General features: G+C 35.9%; 17 protein-coding genes and 1 riboswitch. Of the genes, 2 read left to right on the top strand and 15 right to left on the bottom strand.

What is annotated here, in order from left to right:
* Positions 1 to 40: 40 nt before the first annotated feature.
* The 3 genes from V6670_RS06310 to V6670_RS06300 all read right to left on the bottom strand — a co-directional run bounded on the left by V6670_RS06310 (position 41) and on the right by V6670_RS06300 (position 3,131).
* The gene (locus tag V6670_RS06310; RefSeq protein ID WP_338653189.1) at positions 41 to 1,294 is read right to left on the bottom strand and encodes a glutathionylspermidine synthase family protein; all 1,254 of its coding nucleotides are present in this window, start codon (positions 1,292 to 1,294) and stop codon (positions 41 to 43) included.
* Positions 1,295 to 1,317: 23 nt separating this feature from the next.
* On the bottom strand, positions 1,318 to 1,947 hold the full coding sequence (locus V6670_RS06305) for a hypothetical protein (protein ID WP_338653188.1): 630 nt from the start codon (positions 1,945 to 1,947) through the stop codon (positions 1,318 to 1,320).
* Positions 1,948 to 2,081: 134 nt separating this feature from the next.
* Positions 2,082 to 3,131, bottom strand: coding sequence for a DUF418 domain-containing protein (locus V6670_RS06300; RefSeq protein ID WP_338653187.1), 1,050 nt, complete (start codon positions 3,129 to 3,131; stop codon positions 2,082 to 2,084).
* 183 nt (positions 3,132 to 3,314) lie between these two features.
* Between V6670_RS06300 and V6670_RS06295 the strand changes: the two genes are divergently transcribed.
* The gene (locus V6670_RS06295) at positions 3,315 to 3,578 is read left to right on the top strand and encodes a Parvovirus coat protein VP1-like protein (RefSeq protein ID WP_141903565.1); all 264 of its coding nucleotides are present in this window, start codon (positions 3,315 to 3,317) and stop codon (positions 3,576 to 3,578) included.
* 36 nt (positions 3,579 to 3,614) lie between these two features.
* Here V6670_RS06295 and V6670_RS06290 read toward each other — a convergent pair whose 3' ends face one another.
* The 6 genes from V6670_RS06290 to V6670_RS06265 all read right to left on the bottom strand — a co-directional run bounded on the left by V6670_RS06290 (position 3,615) and on the right by V6670_RS06265 (position 13,624).
* A complete protein-coding gene (locus V6670_RS06290) occupies positions 3,615 to 4,385 on the bottom strand; it encodes a GNAT family N-acetyltransferase (protein WP_338653184.1) in 771 nt (256 codons plus the stop codon).
* A gap of 490 nt (positions 4,386 to 4,875) precedes the next feature.
* On the bottom strand, positions 4,876 to 5,283 hold the full coding sequence (locus V6670_RS06285; RefSeq protein WP_338653182.1) for a hypothetical protein: 408 nt from the start codon (positions 5,281 to 5,283) through the stop codon (positions 4,876 to 4,878).
* A gap of 8 nt (positions 5,284 to 5,291) precedes the next feature.
* Positions 5,292 to 10,145: a DNRLRE domain-containing protein gene (locus V6670_RS06280; protein ID WP_338653181.1), complete on the bottom strand. Its 4,854-nt coding sequence runs from the start codon at positions 10,143 to 10,145 to the stop codon at positions 5,292 to 5,294.
* A 736-nt stretch (positions 10,146 to 10,881) separates the two neighbouring features.
* Complete coding sequence (locus V6670_RS06275) at positions 10,882 to 11,610, bottom strand: Fic family protein (protein WP_338653180.1); 729 nt, start codon at positions 11,608 to 11,610, stop codon at positions 10,882 to 10,884.
* Between the two features lie 273 nt (positions 11,611 to 11,883).
* Positions 11,884 to 12,669 (bottom strand): helix-turn-helix domain-containing protein, encoded by a 786-nt coding sequence (locus tag V6670_RS06270; RefSeq protein ID WP_338653178.1) that lies wholly within the window; start codon positions 12,667 to 12,669, stop codon positions 11,884 to 11,886.
* A gap of 91 nt (positions 12,670 to 12,760) precedes the next feature.
* Entirely contained in the window at positions 12,761 to 13,624 is an 864-nt protein-coding gene (locus V6670_RS06265; RefSeq protein WP_089932077.1) for an AraC family transcriptional regulator, read from the bottom strand.
* Between the two features lie 201 nt (positions 13,625 to 13,825).
* Here V6670_RS06265 and V6670_RS06260 point away from each other — a divergent pair, with 201 nt between their 5' ends.
* Entirely contained in the window at positions 13,826 to 14,212 is a 387-nt protein-coding gene (locus V6670_RS06260) for an NUDIX hydrolase (RefSeq protein ID WP_338653176.1), read from the top strand.
* Between the two features lie 44 nt (positions 14,213 to 14,256).
* On the opposite strand, the gene V6670_RS06255 is transcribed toward V6670_RS06260, so the two are convergent.
* The 6 genes from V6670_RS06255 to sigX all read right to left on the bottom strand — a co-directional run bounded on the left by V6670_RS06255 (position 14,257) and on the right by sigX (position 20,567).
* Positions 14,257 to 14,442, bottom strand: a complete 186-nt coding sequence (locus V6670_RS06255) for a sporulation protein Cse60 (RefSeq protein WP_036127831.1) — start codon at positions 14,440 to 14,442, stop codon at positions 14,257 to 14,259.
* A gap of 81 nt (positions 14,443 to 14,523) precedes the next feature.
* Positions 14,524 to 15,858 (bottom strand): type I glutamate--ammonia ligase, encoded by a 1,335-nt coding sequence (glnA, locus tag V6670_RS06250; protein ID WP_141903558.1) that lies wholly within the window; start codon positions 15,856 to 15,858, stop codon positions 14,524 to 14,526.
* A 189-nt stretch (positions 15,859 to 16,047) separates the two neighbouring features.
* The gene (locus V6670_RS06245) at positions 16,048 to 17,394 is read right to left on the bottom strand and encodes a sodium-dependent transporter (protein ID WP_338653173.1); all 1,347 of its coding nucleotides are present in this window, start codon (positions 17,392 to 17,394) and stop codon (positions 16,048 to 16,050) included.
* 185 nt (positions 17,395 to 17,579) lie between these two features.
* A complete protein-coding gene (locus V6670_RS06240) occupies positions 17,580 to 18,167 on the bottom strand; it encodes an ECF transporter S component (protein WP_338653171.1) in 588 nt (195 codons plus the stop codon).
* A gap of 219 nt (positions 18,168 to 18,386) precedes the next feature.
* Positions 18,387 to 18,574: riboswitch (FMN riboswitch) on the bottom strand.
* A gap of 161 nt (positions 18,575 to 18,735) precedes the next feature.
* Positions 18,736 to 20,016, bottom strand: coding sequence for an RNA polymerase subunit sigma (locus tag V6670_RS06235; RefSeq protein WP_338653170.1), 1,281 nt, complete (start codon positions 20,014 to 20,016; stop codon positions 18,736 to 18,738).
* Positions 20,013 to 20,567, bottom strand: coding sequence for an RNA polymerase sigma factor SigX (sigX, locus tag V6670_RS06230; RefSeq protein ID WP_080717168.1), 555 nt, complete (start codon positions 20,565 to 20,567; stop codon positions 20,013 to 20,015). Before sigX ends, V6670_RS06235 begins: the two co-directional genes overlap by 4 nt.
* Between the last annotated feature and the right edge of the window lie 33 nt (positions 20,568 to 20,600).

Raw genomic sequence — 20,600 nt, 5'->3', positions numbered from 1 at the left:
AACACTTTTGTCCCAGCCTCCTTCTACAAAACTAGATTTGTTAGTCCCTATAACCCACAGCTAACCAATGTGAATCCCATTCTGTTATTTGATTACCGACACGACAGCTTAAACCACATGCTCGATTGTCAGCAACAAATGAACCTATTAGCCATTTTTTAGTCTGATAACCTTCTTTTAATTGAATTGTCATGCTAGGCATCTCTACATACTGTTGGAAAATAAACAAATTATCATCATAATGTGTGGATGTGGAGGCATTTATTTTCTGCCCACTTCCTGCATAAATTTCTACTGTATTTCCTTCCCGAGAATAAACAGGCTTCTTCACATAGGGAAGATTATTACGAATAAACGGCTCAGCTGAAAGATAGGTTGGCAGCATATATTGCTGAATAGCTATCCGCTCATCGGCGGTAAAGAGTAAAGGATCGTTTCTCCGCTCCCATATTAACCACAATAAGATTTTCGATTGTAATACATAAGCAGCAGGCGGATTAATGATAGCAAGCTGTCTTTTTTTGACAAGCTCTAAAAGGTGCAGCCCAATGCGATCACCATCTGATGCTACATCATCCATTAAAAACTCTACAGGATGTGCAGGTCGAAATAATATATCAATTTTCTCCATTGCAGGTGTATAAAGACCTTGTACTAGATGTGGTGTGTCACTAGTAAATATGATGAGATCCTGGATAGGTACATACTCAATATCAAAAGGAATACAGCGCTTAATAAACTGTACCTGGCAATACTCCTCATAATCCTCTTTGGCTGCTTTACCCGTGATGACAACCTTTGGCTTTTTAACATTATGTAAATATTGCATGGCAGCAAAAAGCGCACCTGACAATGTTTTTTGTAAGGCTATTGTATCATTTGGATTGTTATAGCCAAGATGCTGACAAAGTGCCTCATTTATCTCGAAGGTTTCTTGTACAAGGAACGGTGTTTCTCCATTCAACTCTAGACATTTAATGTCGCGCTCCTCTGTACAAACAAAGTCAAACCGCGCCAAAACAGATTGCTGTTGTAAATAGTCTAGTTGAATATACGGTATCATTTCAGGGCGAATCCCTAAAGCTAAAAGTTGATCAATCGACAAATGCTTAAATTGTTTCCCAACTTTTAAAAAGATGCGCCAAAGTATTTGTGTTGCGTAGTGAAGTTGATCAATCTGTCGCTTTGGTAATTCTAAGACATCATATAGCGCATACTCTAAATCCTCAAAGTCAGGAAAAAAGTCTGGGAATTTTGAATAGAACGCTTGCCGTTGTTGTGTATGATTCATCATGTTATTTGCTCCCTTTCCACACTTTATGAGGAGGACGAACCACCACGGGATGCTCCACCTGAACCAAAACCAGATTTTCCTGTGCTGGAGGAGGAGCTATTAGAATAGGAGCTCGTGCTTTTTGATGAACTGTCTGTTGAATAAGAGCGTTGTCCACTCGAATAAGTATTTGAACCATTTGAAGTTGTACCAGCCTTATTTTGTGAACTATTTGTAATACCATTTGTAGATTTATTATTTGCATTACCACTTTGTGTCGATCGCGGTACTGTAGAACCGCCGCCATTTTGCTCAATTCGATCTGTGCCATTTTTTAAATTACGACTTTTATAAATAGCACTTCCAATCATTGCTCCAGCAGTTGCGTACATAAGCCCATTAAAGAAATGCTGTGCATAGTAAGGAGAATTTTCATCAAGACATTCATAGGACCCATCGTCTCCTTCTTGCCATTCATCACAGGCATCCGCCATTTCACTATTATAAACACTTACTATCTCTTCATTTGTATTTCCTTGACCTTGATCTTCCGTTACTGGAGTAGACGTAGAAGAAGCTACTGTCGGAGTTTCGCTATTGCCACATGCTGCTAATTGGACAGCCATAAAAGATGCCGTTGTCACAGCCATATATTTTTTCATTTGCTTTGCCATATTATAAACGCTCCCTTATTTCTGTTCTCTAGTTTACGATTGTCTATCATGATAGGTTTCACTTTTACAAAAACATACAATTAATTTTAGCAAAAAAATCCCAAACGGTATGTATGTTTGGGATTTCCAGAGTTTTATGATTGCTTTGTCACAGTTTTTTTGCCATAAGTCATAAATCGCCATAGCTTTTCGAATGGTCCAATTGAAAAGAATTTAAACCAAATCACACTAAAAATAATTTGAATGATAAAAGTAATGCTCGCGATGATTACTATTTCTGATGGTGAAACGACTTGTAAGCCCATTAACGAAATGATAGCCGTCCCAATGAAGCTTTGCGTCAAATAGTTTGTAAACGCCATTTGTCCTACACGTCCAATTGGCTGAAGCAGCTTTGCTATTTGTTTATTTTCTAACAGTAAAAATAAACAGCTTAAATAAAAATAGGTTGTTGGAACAACTCCTAAGCCAATAATTAATTGGAGCTGTTGGTCATCTGCTTGCGATGAGAACCAAATCCATAGAGAAAATCCAATAAAGAATGGACATGTACCATAAAGCACCCTTTTTATTTTTTGAGCATGCTCACCAATATGACCAATCCAACCAGCTTTTGCTACTAAAAAACCACTTAAAAACATGATAAAAATCGCTAAGGCATCAGTGCCTAATAAGCCATAAATAGCTGACAAAACAGCATTATTCGGCATATACATTTGACCTAATATAGCAAGAATATGAAGTGAGATTAGGGTAAATAACCATTTACAGATGGTTGAAATCTTTGCAGAGTAAAATGGTAGCAATAAAAATCCAATCACTGCGTAAATGGCTAAGATGGAACCCCAAAATAGAAAAATATGAATAATGCCAATCAATAATAGCGCAAATAAACGTCTAGCAAAACGCCTTCTTGGACTATCCCCACGGGCTTCTGCACGTGAAGCAAAAATATAAAAACCAACACCAAACAGAAATGAAAAAATAGAGAAAAATTTCTTTTCAATGAAAATATCAATGAGTGAATTAATTACGCTATTGATGCCACTCATATCAGGCATGGGTCCTCCCTCTATGATGACCACATAGGCACCTACATTAATAAATAAAATACCGAATAACGCTAATCCTCGAATAATGTCTAGGGAAACGATGCGTTCCTTTTGTGTAACAGATGGATTCATGTTGAATTAACTCCTTATCTTTTATGCTATAGCTAGCATAACTCCCCATCCTTACAGCTATTTTTTTTTAAGCTTACAGGAACCTTACAAATCAAAAAAATAGTCTTATAGTTTTTCATCCTCTTCTACAAAAAAAATGTTACATACTTTATAGTAAAAACATCATAAAGAGAGGTTTAGCAGATGAATAGAAATCGCAAGCTCGGTTTTTGTTATCCTGGTTATCGATACTGTGGACCTGGTTGCTCAGGACCAGGCGAGCCTACGAATGCTGTGGATAGTTGCTGTAAATTGCACGATGAATGCTATGCACGCTATGGTAGTACAAGATACTGTGATGAATTGTTTCAACAATGCCTCCACCCTCATATGAATGCAAATCATAAAATGGCCAGAGATGCTCGTTTGTTTTATCGCGTTTTCGAATTACGTCATCGATTTTTTTAACAATGACGCTCACGATGTTTTTGCAAACAGCGTGAGCTACTTTTTTGTATAAATAGCATATTTTTGCGGAGTCGTAAAACCAAGCTTTGTGCCTAGATAAATAGATGCGGTATTTGACACATCACAATCCCAGCAAGGCTTTAGCTGGTTGGAAAGACAATGATCGATAAAAGTTTGAGCAATCCTGCCAGCTAATCCTTGCCCTCTAAAATTCGAATCTGTCATAATATCAATCTCTGCAAAATCATTTGATTTAAAAATAGAGACAGCTTCACTAACGATTTGCTCTTGCTGCACTAAGCAATAGCCAAAACCCTTTTCAAGGAAATTAGCTGTTGAATCCCAATATTCATCGTAGTAAGCATAGGTGAACTCCTGTGCATTTTTTATATGATGATGAGTAATAGGCATAACTTCAAAATTAGGTACTTCCCGCTCCTCTCTAGAATCATACAAACTTTCATCGAAAGTAAAGGTATAGCGCTCTAATTTTCGAAGTTGGTCATTTAGCAGTTGTTCAATTTTAAAATTCCACTGTTCTGAATAAGAAAATAAGGTAAAACGTTTCTTTTGCTCTATAGACTGTTGAAAACAACAGACAAGCTGATCATCAAGTACCGTATGAATTGAATCGCCAGCTACAAAATAGATTCCTGATTTTGTTTGAAATAATAATGTTTGTAAATTCTCTGTGTCTGTATAGACCGTACCTTCTATTAATTGATCTAGTATACTATACACAAATGTCGGGGCTCTTTTAATGGTTTGTTTAATGATTGGGTAATGAGCCTCTATAACTTTCATCATGCTACCTCCTCCTGTTATTTCTATTCTCTTATAATAATAGATAAATTTAGTTAAAGGGACTGGCCCCTACTCCACTCATATCTGTTATAATATCCAATAATACCCATATCTTACATGTGAAAATAGATTTAAACATTATTTTCCTGTTATTTTTGCACTATATTTCCTGATTTGATTTCTAGCAGATTTAGTTAATTTTTGATGTTGATTTCTTGAACTATATCATAATTCTTACATAAGATATTGCCTTTGATTCTGAACCTATATCTATGCATATTGCTTATAGACCAAATTTCTGTATAGTCGATACCCAGATGTTTTTAATAGCGTTTGCTATTTGTCATCACGTCTTTCATTACCATACTGTTAAATTCAAGGTCTTCATCCTTTGTAATGTATGTTAGACCATAAAAAAACAAACAGGGATATTCAAAACCCTGCTTGTTGAAAATTAAATCAGGGGAGGTTATTTAAGAAGAAGACTAGAGCACTATTTGAACTCTATATCTATTAATTTAAGTGTATTTTCCCCATATTGAATTGTACATTCATAATTGCCTTCTTTTAAATAAGAAAACTCCTCGTGATCTGCCTCTACTGTAATATCGTTAACTATAATTTGAAAAAAAGATTCACTTCCAAATCTCCCTCCCACGTTGTTGAATTCTACTACTTTACACATTCCACTTGATTGAACATTGCCGTTTTTTATATTTATTATATCTATCAAACCTGTGACACTTAGATATAAACAAATCAATAAAAAAAGACTAAAAGTAAAAACCACTGCTTTAAAATCTTTATGATTTTTTTTCTTTTTAAAAAATAGAACTACTATACTTAATGAGACAATCGCGCCTATAATTGAAAATATTACTACATTTAAAAGTTCATCCATTATATACCTCATCTATACTTTCTATATAATCTAGTTACTTCACTACTCACCATATACCAAACAGCGCTAGCCTCAGCTCTAAAAAGTGATAAAATTTGATTTTCTGTGAACCCCCTCACACTTAATTTTTTTAGATTCCGTATGTTTGCGAGCATATAAGTTATTCCTGCAAAGTGACCTGCAAAAAATGCAGAAGTAATTTTAGATGTAACATTTGCAGCCTTCATTAGATGATTAGGAAGACCAATCCCAATTGCGCCTAGTGCAAAGCCTTTCCCTAATTTCCCCACAAGAGTCCATTTATTAACATGAGATCTATATTTCTTCTTCCCGTATTTTGCAATTAGAGATGCATAATAACTTATAACTTCTAAAATGGCCCCAATGGCTCCCCCTATTAAAATTTGAGCCCATTCACCATTTGGATCTATATTCATCACAGGATTATTGTTTGCATAAGCATAACCATTCAGTGTTAAAGGATCTATAGTATCTCCACGAATCGGATCTAATGATAAGAACACACCCGTATTTGGATTATAGTAGCGCGCCATTAAATAGTATTGTTTAGTATCTTCATCATATCGATAACTTGCATAACGATAGGGATTAATAGTTGCCATATTACCTTTTTGGCTCAGAATATTTCCCCATGCATCATACGTGTATTCTGCAACAATGTCACCCTTTTTATCTGTTAAGGCTAATACATCTCCTCGATAATTCGTTAAGTAGTAATAAGTTAAGCCCAAATATGTCATTGTTAAAGGGGAACCATTATCGTTATAGGTATAGGATTTGGTAATAACTCCACTTGCATCTTCTTCAAACAAGACTTGATTTGTCAGACCATTATAACGATAATACGTTTCACCATTACTATCTTTACTATATACACGACGTCCGTTTTCATCATAACGATAAGATGCAACTGTAGCACCTGTTGGAGACTTGATTTCTGTTAATTGATCAAAGGCATTCCAAACATATTGGAATACACCATCGTTTTCTACATTTCCGTTGGCACTTACATTATAAGTCTTATCACCAGCAGTCTTCATTTGATTCGCATTATTATAACTATAGCTGGTTGTAGTTGAACTACCGTTTTGCAAAATAGTTTTAGAAGTACGGTTTCCTACTGAATCGTATGTGTATGATATGGATAAACCATTACTGTATTGTTCTTTGATTAGCTGATTTAAAGGGTCGTAAGTGTAAGTGACTGTTCCATCATTATTCGTCACTTTAGTTATTTGCTGATTTTTATCATATTCATATGAATTTGTACGCCAAGTTGTTTCACTATTTGTTTTCAAAGTTTCAGTTTGTAACTGATTCGCCTTATACTTATTTAAAATAACTGCACCATTTACAAAAGTTGTGCTCTCCAATAAGTTGTTTTTGTTCCATATGAAGTTCGCTGATAATTGTCCATCAAGCGTGACTTCGGTAGTTTGACCATTTTCATCTGATGCATACTCAATTGTATTTGGGCCATATTGAATTTTTGCTAAGTCTTTTTCATTTTTATAAGTATACATAATCGAGCGATTTACAGGTGCGTTAATGTCTACTCTTTGTAATAGTTCATTTTCTGAGTGTGTATACGTAACTTTTTGATTGTTTAGAGTATGATTTGTGACAGTAGTGGATAAACCATCTACTTGTGTTGAAAACTGATTAACCCCATTTACTTTCACAATTTGTGTATTGGTGTCAGTTGACGTTGTATAGGCGATTTTTTCACCTGTTGCTTTAATAACCTCGTTTAATGCGCCATCAGCATTATAATTATAAGTTGTTACTTTTCCCTCGGCATTTGTTTCTTTTTCTATGGCATTTTGTGCATTATAGCTTAGAGTCATTTGTTTTTTACCATCAGCATTTGTCACGGATGTTAAATTACTGTTGGCATCATACGTATAAGTCGTTGTTTTATTTGCTGCATCCTCTACTTCTACTAATTCATTTTTTAAGTTGTAGCGATACTTAGTTTTCCCCTTTTTTCCGTCTTCATAAGAGAGAATATTTCCATTAAAATCAGTTACAGTTTCAGTCGTGATACCTAATTCAATGTCTTGATAATTTATTGTTTTTTGATTATTCTCATAGCTTGTACTATACGTTTCAATTTTCCCATCAGGATATTTTACTTGTGTCAAATCCCCATGGCCATTATACGTATAGGATGTTGTGTCCCCTTTAGGTGTTGTAGAGGACTTTAGATTTCCATGCTCATATGTGTTTATAGTTGTTTGCTGATTGGAATCTGTTTGCGTTAAAACATTACTATATTTATCATACGTATAGGATTCTGTTACAGTTTTTGAATCATTAGTGCTTAATAAATTTCCTTTTGTATCATACTTAAAATTTTTAGTATAAGTAGATCCATCTGAGTAGATTACATTTTGTGAAAGAACATTATAGCTTTTCTCATCTAGTGTATAGGTTGTTGTATCACCTGAAGGATCAAATATTTTCGTTACGCTAAAGTTGTTATTTAAACCATAGCGTGTAACTATACCTTCGGGGCTAGTAACAGTTACTATATTGTTTGTTCGATCTAAAGAGTAATTGGTCATAGAATCTACTTGACTGTCTAATGAAGGTTCTGTTACAGATACTAAATCCAATTCACTATTATATCCATAAAGCATTATTTTCTGTTTACTATCAATGATTTTCGTTAACTGTCCATTAGTCGTGTAATAGAATGAAGTAGGTGTTGATGTAGTGTCATCTTTCTTAACCAGTACTCGTGTTAAATAACCATCAGTATACGTATACGTTATATCCTGTTTATTGTATTTTGCATTTGTAATAAGCCCATCAGTATAAGTTAACAGTAATTTTGTCCCTAGATTAGTACTGATAGAAGTAAGCTGATTTGATGTATCATAATTATAAGTGATTGTATTGCTATTTAAATCTTTTTGCTCTGTAATGTATGCTACTTCAATATCTGTATCACTAGTGCTTTCTCTAACTTTAAATGTTGTTATGATACCAGTTTTGCTAGTCAGTTTAAAAGTGTACTTATCCGACATAACTAAAGTATCATAATTACCTGCTGGTGCAATATACTTATCTCCATCCCATGAGTAAACATGGACCGTACCATCTGCATCTTTATATTCGACATTAAAATATTTATCATTATAAAATAATTTCTCTGAACCTGTAAAACTCCAACCATAGCCGAATGGAGATTTTTCAAAATCCTTACTATTATACGTTCGAGTAAAATCTAAACCAAATCCTCCATAGTTGAATAAGCTAAAATCTGTGTATTGAACAACATTATTATTTGTGCCTAAATTTACATAGTTCGTTCCATTTGAAATATCATGTGTGGCATAATCCCAATAGTCTTCTAAACCTAAACGGTTGGGTGTTTTATAAGTAACGACAAGTTTCGGTTTATAAGCGAGTGGGTTGGTTGTGCTTTCACTACTGATGAACTTTTTGTAAATCATTGTACTTTCTGAAGTACTTTTTAATAATAAACCAAGATTCGATTCTGGATTATATAGCCACCCACTCACCATATTCGTTGGAATAGACCATCGTTGAATACCTTCTTCTATATTACTCGGTACTGAAGAGACTCCTGTAACAGTTGAAAGAGGCGTGGTATTATAATCTCCCCCTACTGTTGTCCAGACTCCTGCTGTTGAATAGTTATTCCATGTTGCTGTATTTTCATCCCATGAACGTTTCATCGCATGCATACTTAAATTAATAGGAGTTGGATCATTGGTTGAAGATAGATAAAGACTTACATCCGCGGACATAATAATGCTTTTTTCTGGGATAGGTGTTACATCAAATTTCAATAAACTTCTAACAATATTCCCGTCTGTGGCTGTACCTGTAGCTAATTCTGTGTCATTTCCTCCAGTTTGGGTTGGGAATTTTTTACGTATTGTTGTATCCACCATTTTAGAGTTTCCTTGAATACGTACAATTGTTGGATCAATGACGATCGGATATTGTCGTTTATTATCCTGTAGCCAAGCTGCATCAGGAGTTAAATCAATCCATAACGTATTGTTTTCTTTTCGTGTTTTTAACGTGATATTATAAGATTTTGCTTCTTCAGGTATAGAATTTGTACCGTCAATAGATTGAAAGCCTACAGGTTTATAAGCATCATACATAAACGGAGCTTCTATAACATAAACCATCTCCCCCGTTTTAGCGTCCTTTAAATGGATTTGATTATTAATTTGTTCATATGTTAAATTTTCAAGGGATAGCTGATATGAGAAGGTTTGTGGTAAACCTTTTTCGGGCTTTTTGTTAATTATAATATCTTCTTTTACAAAGTTTTCTCCAACAGAATATGTAGTCGAAATATTATCAAAAACATTTTGGTACTCAATTTGGTTATCTGTAGCAACCCCGATAACCTCTTTAGCAGGAATTATTTCACCTTTTTGTTCCATTTCTTTTAATCCAATATTTAGGTTGTATTGGTTATCTGCTACTTGTACGTTGTTCGTTTCCTCTTCAAGTTTTTCATCAAATGTCACAGCAAAGTTATTGGCTTTATTTTCAAATTGCCCTTTGCCATTATTTTTCTTTTTTTGTAGATCGTTATCAATATCTTTCCAGTTACCTTTATTATCTTTAAAATGAATAGGTGCTTCATATATTTCAGTTGTATAAGTACCATCAGAATTGTTAAACGTTTTAGAAGTTTGCGTACGTTCTCCTACTACTTCAGTTTTTTCGCTTCCTTTCATATTTTTTTGGGGATTTTCTTTGGCAGCAACACTTGCAAAATTCCCAAAAGGAATAAAGGCAATGAACATTGCCAAAACAATCAATTGAATGAAAATTTTCTTTAGCAATTAGTTTCCTCCTAATAATTGTGATTTTTGAAACATTATCTATTATAGACAGACACCCACTATTAAGATGGTGCTAAACTAACCGTTTTAGATAGTACATTATGGGAATTAATATATATAAAGGACTATAGTCATATGTATAAAAATGATTAAACCATAAATCCTATACCGTCAAAAGATTTACATTAAATATCATGTGTAGCTCGCTTCTAACTAAAAATCCCTTCATTTACACGTAATAGACTGCAAATAAATTGCACTAACGTGTAGATGAAGGGATGTTCCAATTTAAGACTAAATTTAAAATTTACTATGTTTTTGTTCAAAATAAAGACTTTTTTCTAATGCTTATCTATATATTCCTCAATGATCTTTTGTGCGAGCCTACTATCGGTTATGTTCAATTTTTTAGCTAACTCAGATAGTTGTAGATGATATTCTTTTTCTAGAACAACTACAACACGTTTGTCGAAGCAAATTACATGTAGTTCCTGACTAAATAGCTGTATCTCGCCGTTAATAGTAAAATTATTTAATTCTAATAATCTTTGGACATGTTCGCTGTCATTAGCCACTTTCCAACTATTCATTTTTATGCGTACATTTATATGCTCTTCTGTTTAATATTATCTGAGCCCAATACTCTTACCTGAACCACAAGTTCGTCCATAGATCATACTATCAAAGCTCTTTATAGATTTCATCTTTCTTAATAAATGCTACAAATAGATTTTTATTAATTCATCGCACTTAAATAAAGATCTAACGAATCATTTACTTCTGCTACTACCAACTGAATAAAATCATCATAATTTTGCATTGTATGTGCTTTATCCAACGCTTCATAATAAGCTAGACGATTTTCCACTTTAATAACTACTGGTGGATAGCCATCTTTCATCAGCTCAAGGTTCAATAATAATCTTGATGTACGGCCATTACCGTCGATAAATGGATGAATGCCAACAAAAATCGCATGTAGCATAGCCCCCTTGACAACAGAATGTAATTGAATACCCTCGGTATTATACCAACCCATTAACTGGTCCATCCTTTCACGAATGAGGAGGGGAGCTGGGGGTGTATGCTTTGCACCTGAAATAAACACTTGTTGATCACGGTAAACACCCGCATACTCGTCATCTATCCCCTTCAACACAAGACGATGAAGATTTTTAATTTGCCACTCAGATAAAGGTTCTTTTTTTTGAACAATTTCTTCTACATACGATATAGCATCACGGTGATTAATTACTTCTAAATGTTCCCGCATCGTTTTTCCGCCGACTGTAATTCCCTCAAGAACAACTTTTGTTTCATTAATTGTTAGTGTATTGCCCTCAATTGCATTAGAATTATACGTCCATTCTAGTAATAACTTTTCTCGTAAACTTTTCAATGTATATTTAGGAAGTGGTCGAAGCCTATCTAAACGTTCTTTTTTTTCATTGATTTGTTCTAACACAATGCTTCCTCCTTCCAACTTTTTATCTTACTTATTTATGCTTTATTATACCGATTCAATAAAAAAATTACACTGTAACTATTTAAATGATTTGGTGGTAACCCTTACTTAGAATACTAAGATTTTATAAATTGCTATGAATAGTTCAGTTGTTAAGAACAAACAAGAAGTAGTATTCTTTTTCCTACTGATCACTCTTTCAGCTATTTATATATCTACGTTTCATATCAAAGTCATTGGCAACTACCTCTCCCTAACAATTTCCTATAATTTCTATTGTAAAGTATTATTGATTTGATATGAATAAGGAATGACAAGTGGTTGATACAGGTCACTACCCCAATATCGGAAGTTACGCCCTCCTTTGTCCCGATAAGCTCTGTAAACGTTTCTAAAACTCCAGTGGCATGAACTATTCGCAGGGCATGAACAGTAAATTCTCTGCACGCAATCGCTCATTTTCACGTTCCAGCTGTTGAATTTTTTGCGCAATTCATCCTCTCGTGTACGCGCTTCTGCTGGTTTTGTGCGGCCACGTCGATCTTGAAGCGCTTCTTCACCATCTTGTTCAAATTTACGCACCCATTGATACACTTGTTGGTAAGACACCTCATATTGTGCTGCCGTTGCTTGATAATTTTTCCCTTTTGCTAGGCAAACCTTTGCAATTTCAATACGTTCTTCTACGGTTGTTTTTCTTCCTTTAGTCATAGCTTGGCTCATTACTTTACCCAAATCATTTAATTCACTATGACTAGTATCGATTTTCAACCACTTTTTGAATACTAATAAACTGCAAATTCCATATTTGGCGAGAATGTCAAACATGGAGTAGTTCTTCGTTAAATAATCTTCTACAGCACGCAGCTCCCATTCTTCTGAGTACTTCTTATTTTTCTTAGAGCGCACCCCACCATATTTATAAAGAGCACGCCAGGCATATAGAGTGGTCATGTTTACAGAAAACATCATGCAGATTTCTTCGAGAGTATGACGATCTTCCTCTAAATGTTGAAGTACTAAAATTTTTACATCTGGTGAAAATGATTTTTTAGGCATGATAAAACTCCCCATTTGATCAACAGATTTTATTTTTTAATCTGTCTACCTAATGGGGAGCATATTAATCCATGCATTCTTGGCTTTCTTGTTATTTAATTGGAATCCAAATTTCAGAATAGGAGTCAGGACTATAGGCATCCTCTTCAGGATAAACCTCAAGTTCCGCTGTTCCTGCTGGTTCGTATGGATTGGACGGGAACCACTCTGAATAAATTTGCTTCCACGTATTTTGCATCGCATCTGGCATAGGGCCATGTACTTCAAAGACAACCCATTTGGAGGCAGGTACTTCCATTGTTAATAGATCTTCTCCTACTTCCCCTACATGATCTGTAGCAATCCAGTAATCAATGAAACCCTTTTGTCCTTGGTTTGTATTTGGTACACAAACACCTAGTACTCCATTGATATTGCCATTATTTAATTGGTATAGTTGATGGTCGAAGCCACTTTGATTTACCTCTTGCCAAAATAGAGGAATTTCTCGTGTGTTCTCCCCGTCTTGACAGTTGTACGTTCTTTTCACCCCAACAATTTGAAACTTTTCTTTTTCTACGATTTTATACTTCATTGGTTCTGCTCCCTTCAAGCTTACCTGGATGACCAGGCGATTGTATGATTGTAATGGCCCTTGTTTCTTTCTTGCTTCACTAGGCGTTATATGGTGCTGCTTACGAAACGCTTTTGTAAAAGCTTCAGGAGTTTCATAGCCATATTTGTAGGCGAGATCGATTATTTTTTGTTCCGTGCCTATTAATTCTTGTGCAGCTAATGTCAATCTTCTTCGTCGCAGATAATCTGCAATGGACATATCCGTCAAAATTGCAAACGTTCGTTGAAAATGAAAGACAGATGAATTAACCTCCTGTGCAATCTGTTCAATCGTAATGTCCTCTAATAAATGATCCTCCATAAAATTAATGGCCTTTTGAATCGACTCAATCCAACTCATTGCTTTCACTCCTTGATTCCATCATAAAATAGATATTGCTGTATAACCTGTCTTTTTATGCTAACTTTGGACAGGTTAAAAGGGAAGTACTTTCCCGACGATTCTCCCTACTTATTTTCGCCCTTCACCCTGCACATATTTACAACTACGTTCTTTAATAGGTAAATTAAGTATAAACAGAAATGAAATGGAGGTTTTTTCTTGGGAAAATGGCAAGGTGCTGCTGCTATTTGTTTGAACGATAACAATCAATTATTAATGGTTTTACAAGGAACGGTGGAAGAAGAAAAAACGTGGGCTGTTCCATCAGGTGGTAAAGAAACAGCGGAAGATTTTAAGGCTTGCTGTATTCGAGAGGTTTATGAAGAAACGGGCTATATAGTAGCTAATCTAAAAGAAATTTATTGTAAGCAGAATGAGTCTGTGGAAGTTCATTACTTTGAAACAGTTATGATTGGCGGACAAATGATAATTCATGATCCTGACGAATTAATTTATGACATTGCTTGGAAATCAAAAAATGAAGTGGCCCAATTGTCATTAACTTTTCCAGAAGATCGTGCCTTTCTTTTATCTTTATTTCAATAAAAAAGTCACGTCTTAATGACATGACTCATCTCAAATACATATTGCTAATCGTTTTGTTGATAAATAATTAAAGCAGAATGGATGACTGTCTGTTCGCCAATATAGAGCGTATTGTATTTGATATCAAGTATTAAAAAGCTTCTTAAATCTACTAAAGCCCGGTTAATGTCATGTTCAAATTGCACAATATCATTGTTTTGAATGGTCACAACCTGGGTCGTTTGTGTCATTGCCCACACTCCTTTTCTCTAATAATAGATGAAAAGAAAGGAAATGTAAAAGTGTTGGAGCCAAAACAGCTCCAACGCTTTTTAGTACATCGTTAAATACTCCTCACGTTCCCAGTTGTGGACGCGTGTGCGATATTTATTCCACTCAATTTCTTTGGCGGCTGTAAATTTATCATAAATATGATCACCTAGTGCATTACGAACAATGGTATCCATCTCTAATTCAATCAACGCATATTCCAATGAAGAAGGTAAGCTATCAATTCCGTTCAACTCTCGCTCTCCTGCTGTCATTTTATAAATATTACGATCTACTGCTGCAGGTGGCGTTAAATCTTTCCGTATGCCATCAAGTCCAGATGCTAAAATAACAGCCATTGCTAAGTATGGATTTGCGGCTGGATCAACTGAACGCAATTCAATTCGAGTAGATAGTCCACGAGCTGCTGGAATACGAATTAGTGGTGAACGGTTTTGAGCAGACCACGCTACATAACAAGGAGCCTCATAGCCAGGCACTAGTCGTTTATAGGAATTAACAAGTGGATTCGTAATAGCGGTAAAGCCGTGTACATGCTTTATAATCCCTGCCATAAAACTACGTGCCGTTGCACTTAATTGTAAGTCTGCATGTTCATCATAGAAGGCATTTTTATCACCCTCGAATAATGATAGATTAAAATGCATTCCTGAGCCGTTTACACCGAATAATGGCTTTGGCATAAATGTTGCATGGAGACCATGCTGTGCAGCAATGGTTTTTACGACTAACTTAAACGTTTGTATGTTATCACATGCCTCAATGGCACTAGCATACTTAAAATCAATTTCATGCTGACCAGGTGCGACTTCATGATGAGAGGCTTCAATTTCAAAGCCCATTCCCTCTAACTCTAAAACGATATCACGACGACAATTCTCTCCCAAATCTGTCGGTGCTAAATCGAAGTAGCCCCCACTATCATTTAACTCTAGTGTTGGATGCCCCTTATCATCCAGTTTGAATAAGAAAAACTCTGGCTCTGGCCCTAAATTAAAGGAAGTAAAGCCTAACTCCTCCATTTCCTTTAAAACGCGTTTCAAATTGGAGCGCGGATCTCCTTCAAACGGCGTTCCATCTGGTCTGGCAATATCACAAATGAAACGAGCCACCTTGCCTTTCTCAGCAGTCCAAGGAAAAATCACGAATGTATCAAAGTCAGGCTTTAAATACATATCAGATTCCTCTATACGCACAAAACCTTCAATGGATGAACCATCAAACATGACTTTATTATCTAATGCTTTTTCTAACTGACTGACAGGGACTTCCACATTTTTGATTGTTCCTAATATATCCGTAAATTGTAGGCGAATAAATTTCACATTTTCTTCCTTTACTCGGCGTATAATATCTTCTTTTGTGTAATGTTTCACTCTTCACCACTCCAATGTAATTTTAGTTAACATACATTTTTATAACTGTTCTTAAAATACATGAAAATTGAAATTCACGCAATAGATATGTAAGGTTTTATAACATAGTTTTTTTAGAATATATTTATCTTGATTTTCGATGCATAAAAAAAGTGTATCCATTTCCACAATGGATACACTTTTTTTATTTTAATATTGTAATAGCATATTAATGAACACAACTAGAATAACAATCGGTACAACGACTAACATTAACATACGATATGTTGCATAATAGCCCTGTCCTAAGTGACTACCCATTAACAGTTCTTTCCTTACAAATTCCTTATCCACTATGTGGGCAATAAAAATCGCAATGAATAAATTTCCTAATGGCAGCATTATATTCGACACTAAAAAATCAGTGGCATCAAAAATACTTTTCTCAAAAATGGTTACATCCGATAAAACACTAGAAGAAAGTGCCGCTGGAATAGCCGCAATCAATACGACTACACCAAGTAAAAGCGTCCACATCGGACGAGATTTCTGACTATGCTCCATAAATGCCGCTACGATAATCTCATATAAACTAAATGATGACGTTAATGTAGCAAATAAAAATAGCAATAAAAACATCGCTAAAAATAATTCTCCAAACGGCATTTGACTAAAAGCTGTCGGCAGCACCATGAACAACAAGCCCGGTCCCGCGGCTGGCTCTAAATCAAAGGCAAACACAACAGGGAAGATTGCTAAACCCGCTAAAAATGATACAAGCACGGTTAAGAGCACAACAGAACCTGCTGAATTTGGAAGGCTGACATCTTTTTTTAGATAGGAACTATATGTAACAAGACAAGAAAATCCTACAGCTAATCCAAAGAATGATTGCCCTAACGCTTCTAATAATGCCCTACCAGTAATATTTGAGAAATCAGGCCATAAGAAGAATTTCACTCCCTCCATTGCGCCATCTAATGTAACAGCACGCACAACCAGAACAATGAACATCACAAAGAGTAACGGCATCATCCATTTATTCGCCTTTTCAATACCATTTTGTACACCTAATGAAATAACGAGTACGTTAGCTAATGTAAACAAAGCTAAACCTACTAGCGTAATCCAAGGTGTACCTATAATTTTTCCAAATAGCGCAGCTGGATCAATCGCAGGATCTATCACAGTACCAGCGACACCTAGCCCGCTGTAAATAAAGATCCAACCTCCAACAACACTATAAAATGTTAATAATAAAAAACAACCTAGCACACCCATTCGGCCAATCCAAGCCCATCCTGGTTTTGTCGGAGCAACCTTTTTATACGCGGTTACCGCCTCCGATTGTGTACCACGCCCTAAAACATACTCGGACAATAGCATTGGCAACCCTATTAATAACGTAAATAACACAAAGATTAGGAAGAATGCACCTCCACCACTTTGCCCCGTTACATACGGTAGCTTCCAAATTGCTCCTAGTCCAATGGCAGCACCCGCTGATGCTAAAATAAATCCTAATTTACTAGACCACTGTCCCTTTTTTTCACTCATCTCTTCAAACTCCTCAAACTTTCTAAACTCCCCTCTATTCTACATGAAAATGTGTTCTTCGACTAGATTATAATAATAAAGCACTAGAGCACGATCATTTTTTACTACCTTTTTCTAATTTTATTCGTCCCATCACTTCTTCCCACAAAAAAACCTCGAGCTAACTACTCGAGGTTTATCGTCCATTATTTTGCTATATACATAGAGCGCTGGCGGTCGATCCATTTGCGCATTGTAGTAAATAAAAACCCCATAATAGCTGTTAATAAAATACCTTTTACAATATTAAACGGTAAAATTCCAGCGACGATCATTTTATAAAGGGAGTCACCTACAACAGGTTCCATACCAAGGAAATATGTGTACATCGGTAAAAATACAACATAGTTCAAAACGCTCATTCCTACTGCCATCACGACTGTTCCTGTCGCTAAACCTCCAACAAGACCAGCAGTCGTTTTAAAACGATTAAAAATAAAGCTAACTGGCAAAATAAATAAAATGCCTGTTGTAAAGTTGGCAATATGCCCTACTGGCACACCTGTTGGCGTACCCGAGAAAATCCAATCCAACACATTTTTAAATAATTCTACTAAAATACCAGCTACAGGTCCCATTGTGATGGCCGCTATTAATGCAGGCATATCACTAAAGTCCACTTCCAAAAATGCTGGGAACGGCGGTATTGGGAAATTAAAAAGCATTAATAAAAACGAAATACTGCTCAGCATACCAATCGTAATAAACGATTGAAGTTTAACATTTTTCTTCATAGAAAACTCTCTCCTCTTTGCTGATTCAATCTCGCAAGAAGAAAGGTGACGATCTTTCAATTGTTAGCATGAAAAAACCCTTATGCATTAAAAAGCACAAGGGAGAAAGGTATGACGAATAAGCGTCAATCTAAACTATTTTTTGAGCACTATTTTAAAAGCCATACAAAAAAAGCGCTCGGTCATAGTTCATTTCATAACAATGAATGACGATCGTACCTCCATCTTCTCCCATCCAGACTGTAACTGTCGGCCTTGGAATTTCACCAAGTCAGCCATGCAAATAAATTTGCACAGGTCGCGGGCTAAAGAGTTTTGCCTAAACCATTCGAGTTAATGAATAAACATTAACGGTTTACCACTCTATTACCGCCGGTCGGGATTTTCACCCTGCCCCGAAGATGAATCACTATTATTTTATACTACAGTTTTACTATAAAGAATTATCAACAAAAAGTAAATAGGTCTGCTCAAAAAAACCTATTAGATTTGTATGTTTTGTTTTAAAAAAAAATGGAGCATCCTCACCGAACAGGAATGCTCCATTTCTTACTTTTATTTTCTTTGACTAAGGCATGTATTGTTTATTTGGCCCTACAGGCTTTGGTAAATACGTTTTTAAATCAAAGCCTTCCCAGCTTCCTTGGACCACATTATTTAGGCGTAATTGTTGGTCAAAGCTAGCAGCCGTTAACATCATGGCCTCAATCAGTTGTGTGGCACGAATCGGTTCCATTGATGTTAAATCAAGTGGAAGATCAAATGCAACGACTACGCCCTCTGCTTCCTCTGTGACCGTATATGTTACGTTTTCAGGAACAACCGACACATAGACATCATTATTTTTATTTTTCATCAGTGTGAGCGCCTCTGTGACATTTGCAAATGTTTGACGGAAATCTGGTGATAAATATTCTGCACCTGTACCATCTTGGTATAAATAATAATTATAATGCTTGGCGTTCGTTAAAGACATAGGTGGACTTGGCTCACCTTCTTGAGAAAACTCATAAGGTGTTCCATCTTCATTTTGAATCTCAACTTCCGTATATTCAGAATCAGAGAATGTATCCTCCAAAGTTCCTTTGTACTCATTGACAGTAGCAGAAGCAACATCATAGCTATTGTCCTTTGGCAGTACATGGACAAGCTTATCGTCCTTCTCCTTCAGCTCACCTTTGTAAGGATGGTAATCAGTAAATCCTTTAGCTTTCTCATCTATTTGAGGCGCGTATTTTTCATACATCTGTAAAGTAGAAGGTTTTTCTGTTCCAAAATCCGTTGCTACTCGCTCATTTGGTATCACATACGTCATTGGTACACTTTCCGCATCTCGCCCTGCTAAGCCAATACGGAAAACGACAGCATCTTTCACATCTTCCTCATAGACAGATGACCGTAAAGATAACATGCGCTCATGCTCTGCTACGATAGGAGATTGGAGTGCTTCGTCTTGCGTAGCAGCCTCCTTTGGAGAAAGATCTTCCTGTACAGTAGAATAGGCAGCCGTATCGGTAGTACTAGCTTGATCTTTATGTCCAACATCATTATTCATGACCATTGAGCCTACAAGTATCGTTAACACAAAAACTGCTGCAACGCTCATAAAAATTGGCATTTTACGAAGCTTAGATCGTGTTGTTCGTTCTTCTTGGATGGAGGAATTACTTTGCTTTTGTTCATCCTCTTTTGGTTGTTGTATCGCTTCTTGAAGGTAACTGTTATCCTGCAAGCGAGCATCTGCCATTAACCGATTTAATATGTCCTCTTTTGAACGGTGGTCAGAAAGCTTAGGGGCATTGTTCAATACATGTTCAAGCTGCTCATCATCAAATGGCTTATGCGTCATTGCCGTTTCGCCTCCTGTTCTCTAATCGGCTGTAGCTGTTGCCTTAAAAATTTTATGGCTCGATGCTGGGTTGTTTTTACCTTAGCTTCTGTCCAATCTAATATTTGAGCAGTTTCTGCAATCGATAAATCCTGAAAATAGCGCATAATAATGACCATTTTTTGGTCCCCTGTACAGTTTTCCAGTGCTGATGCTACTTGCATAAATTCATCACTGGCCTGTAGCATATCTTCCGGTGATGGTGTGGTTGAATGGAGCTGTTCCGTTTCCCAGTCAAAGAAATCAAGTGAATGCTTCTGGCGTACAGCCTGCTTTCTAAAATGATCAATCGCTACATTTTTGGCAATAGCAAAAAGCCATGTTTTCTCACTACTATTACCTGCAAATTGATCATATGAGCGCAATACTCGTACGTAAACTTCATGTGCTAAATCTTCAGCCAATGTACGGTTTTTTACTAAATATATTAAAAACTGGAACACGTCTTGGTGATATGCATCGTATAGTCGATGGAACACGGAGTCATTCAAAGCACTCCACCCCCGTTCTATAATATTTGTCGTCTTACATTCGTGAAAGTTACA

The organism is Lysinibacillus sp. Y5S-8 (genome assembly GCF_036894365.1).
GTDB classification, from domain to species: Bacteria; Bacillota; Bacilli; order Bacillales_A; family Planococcaceae; genus Lysinibacillus; species Lysinibacillus fusiformis_D.
Note: the sequence above shows the minus strand (reverse complement) of the source record. Positions and strands in the feature narration are given on the sequence as shown.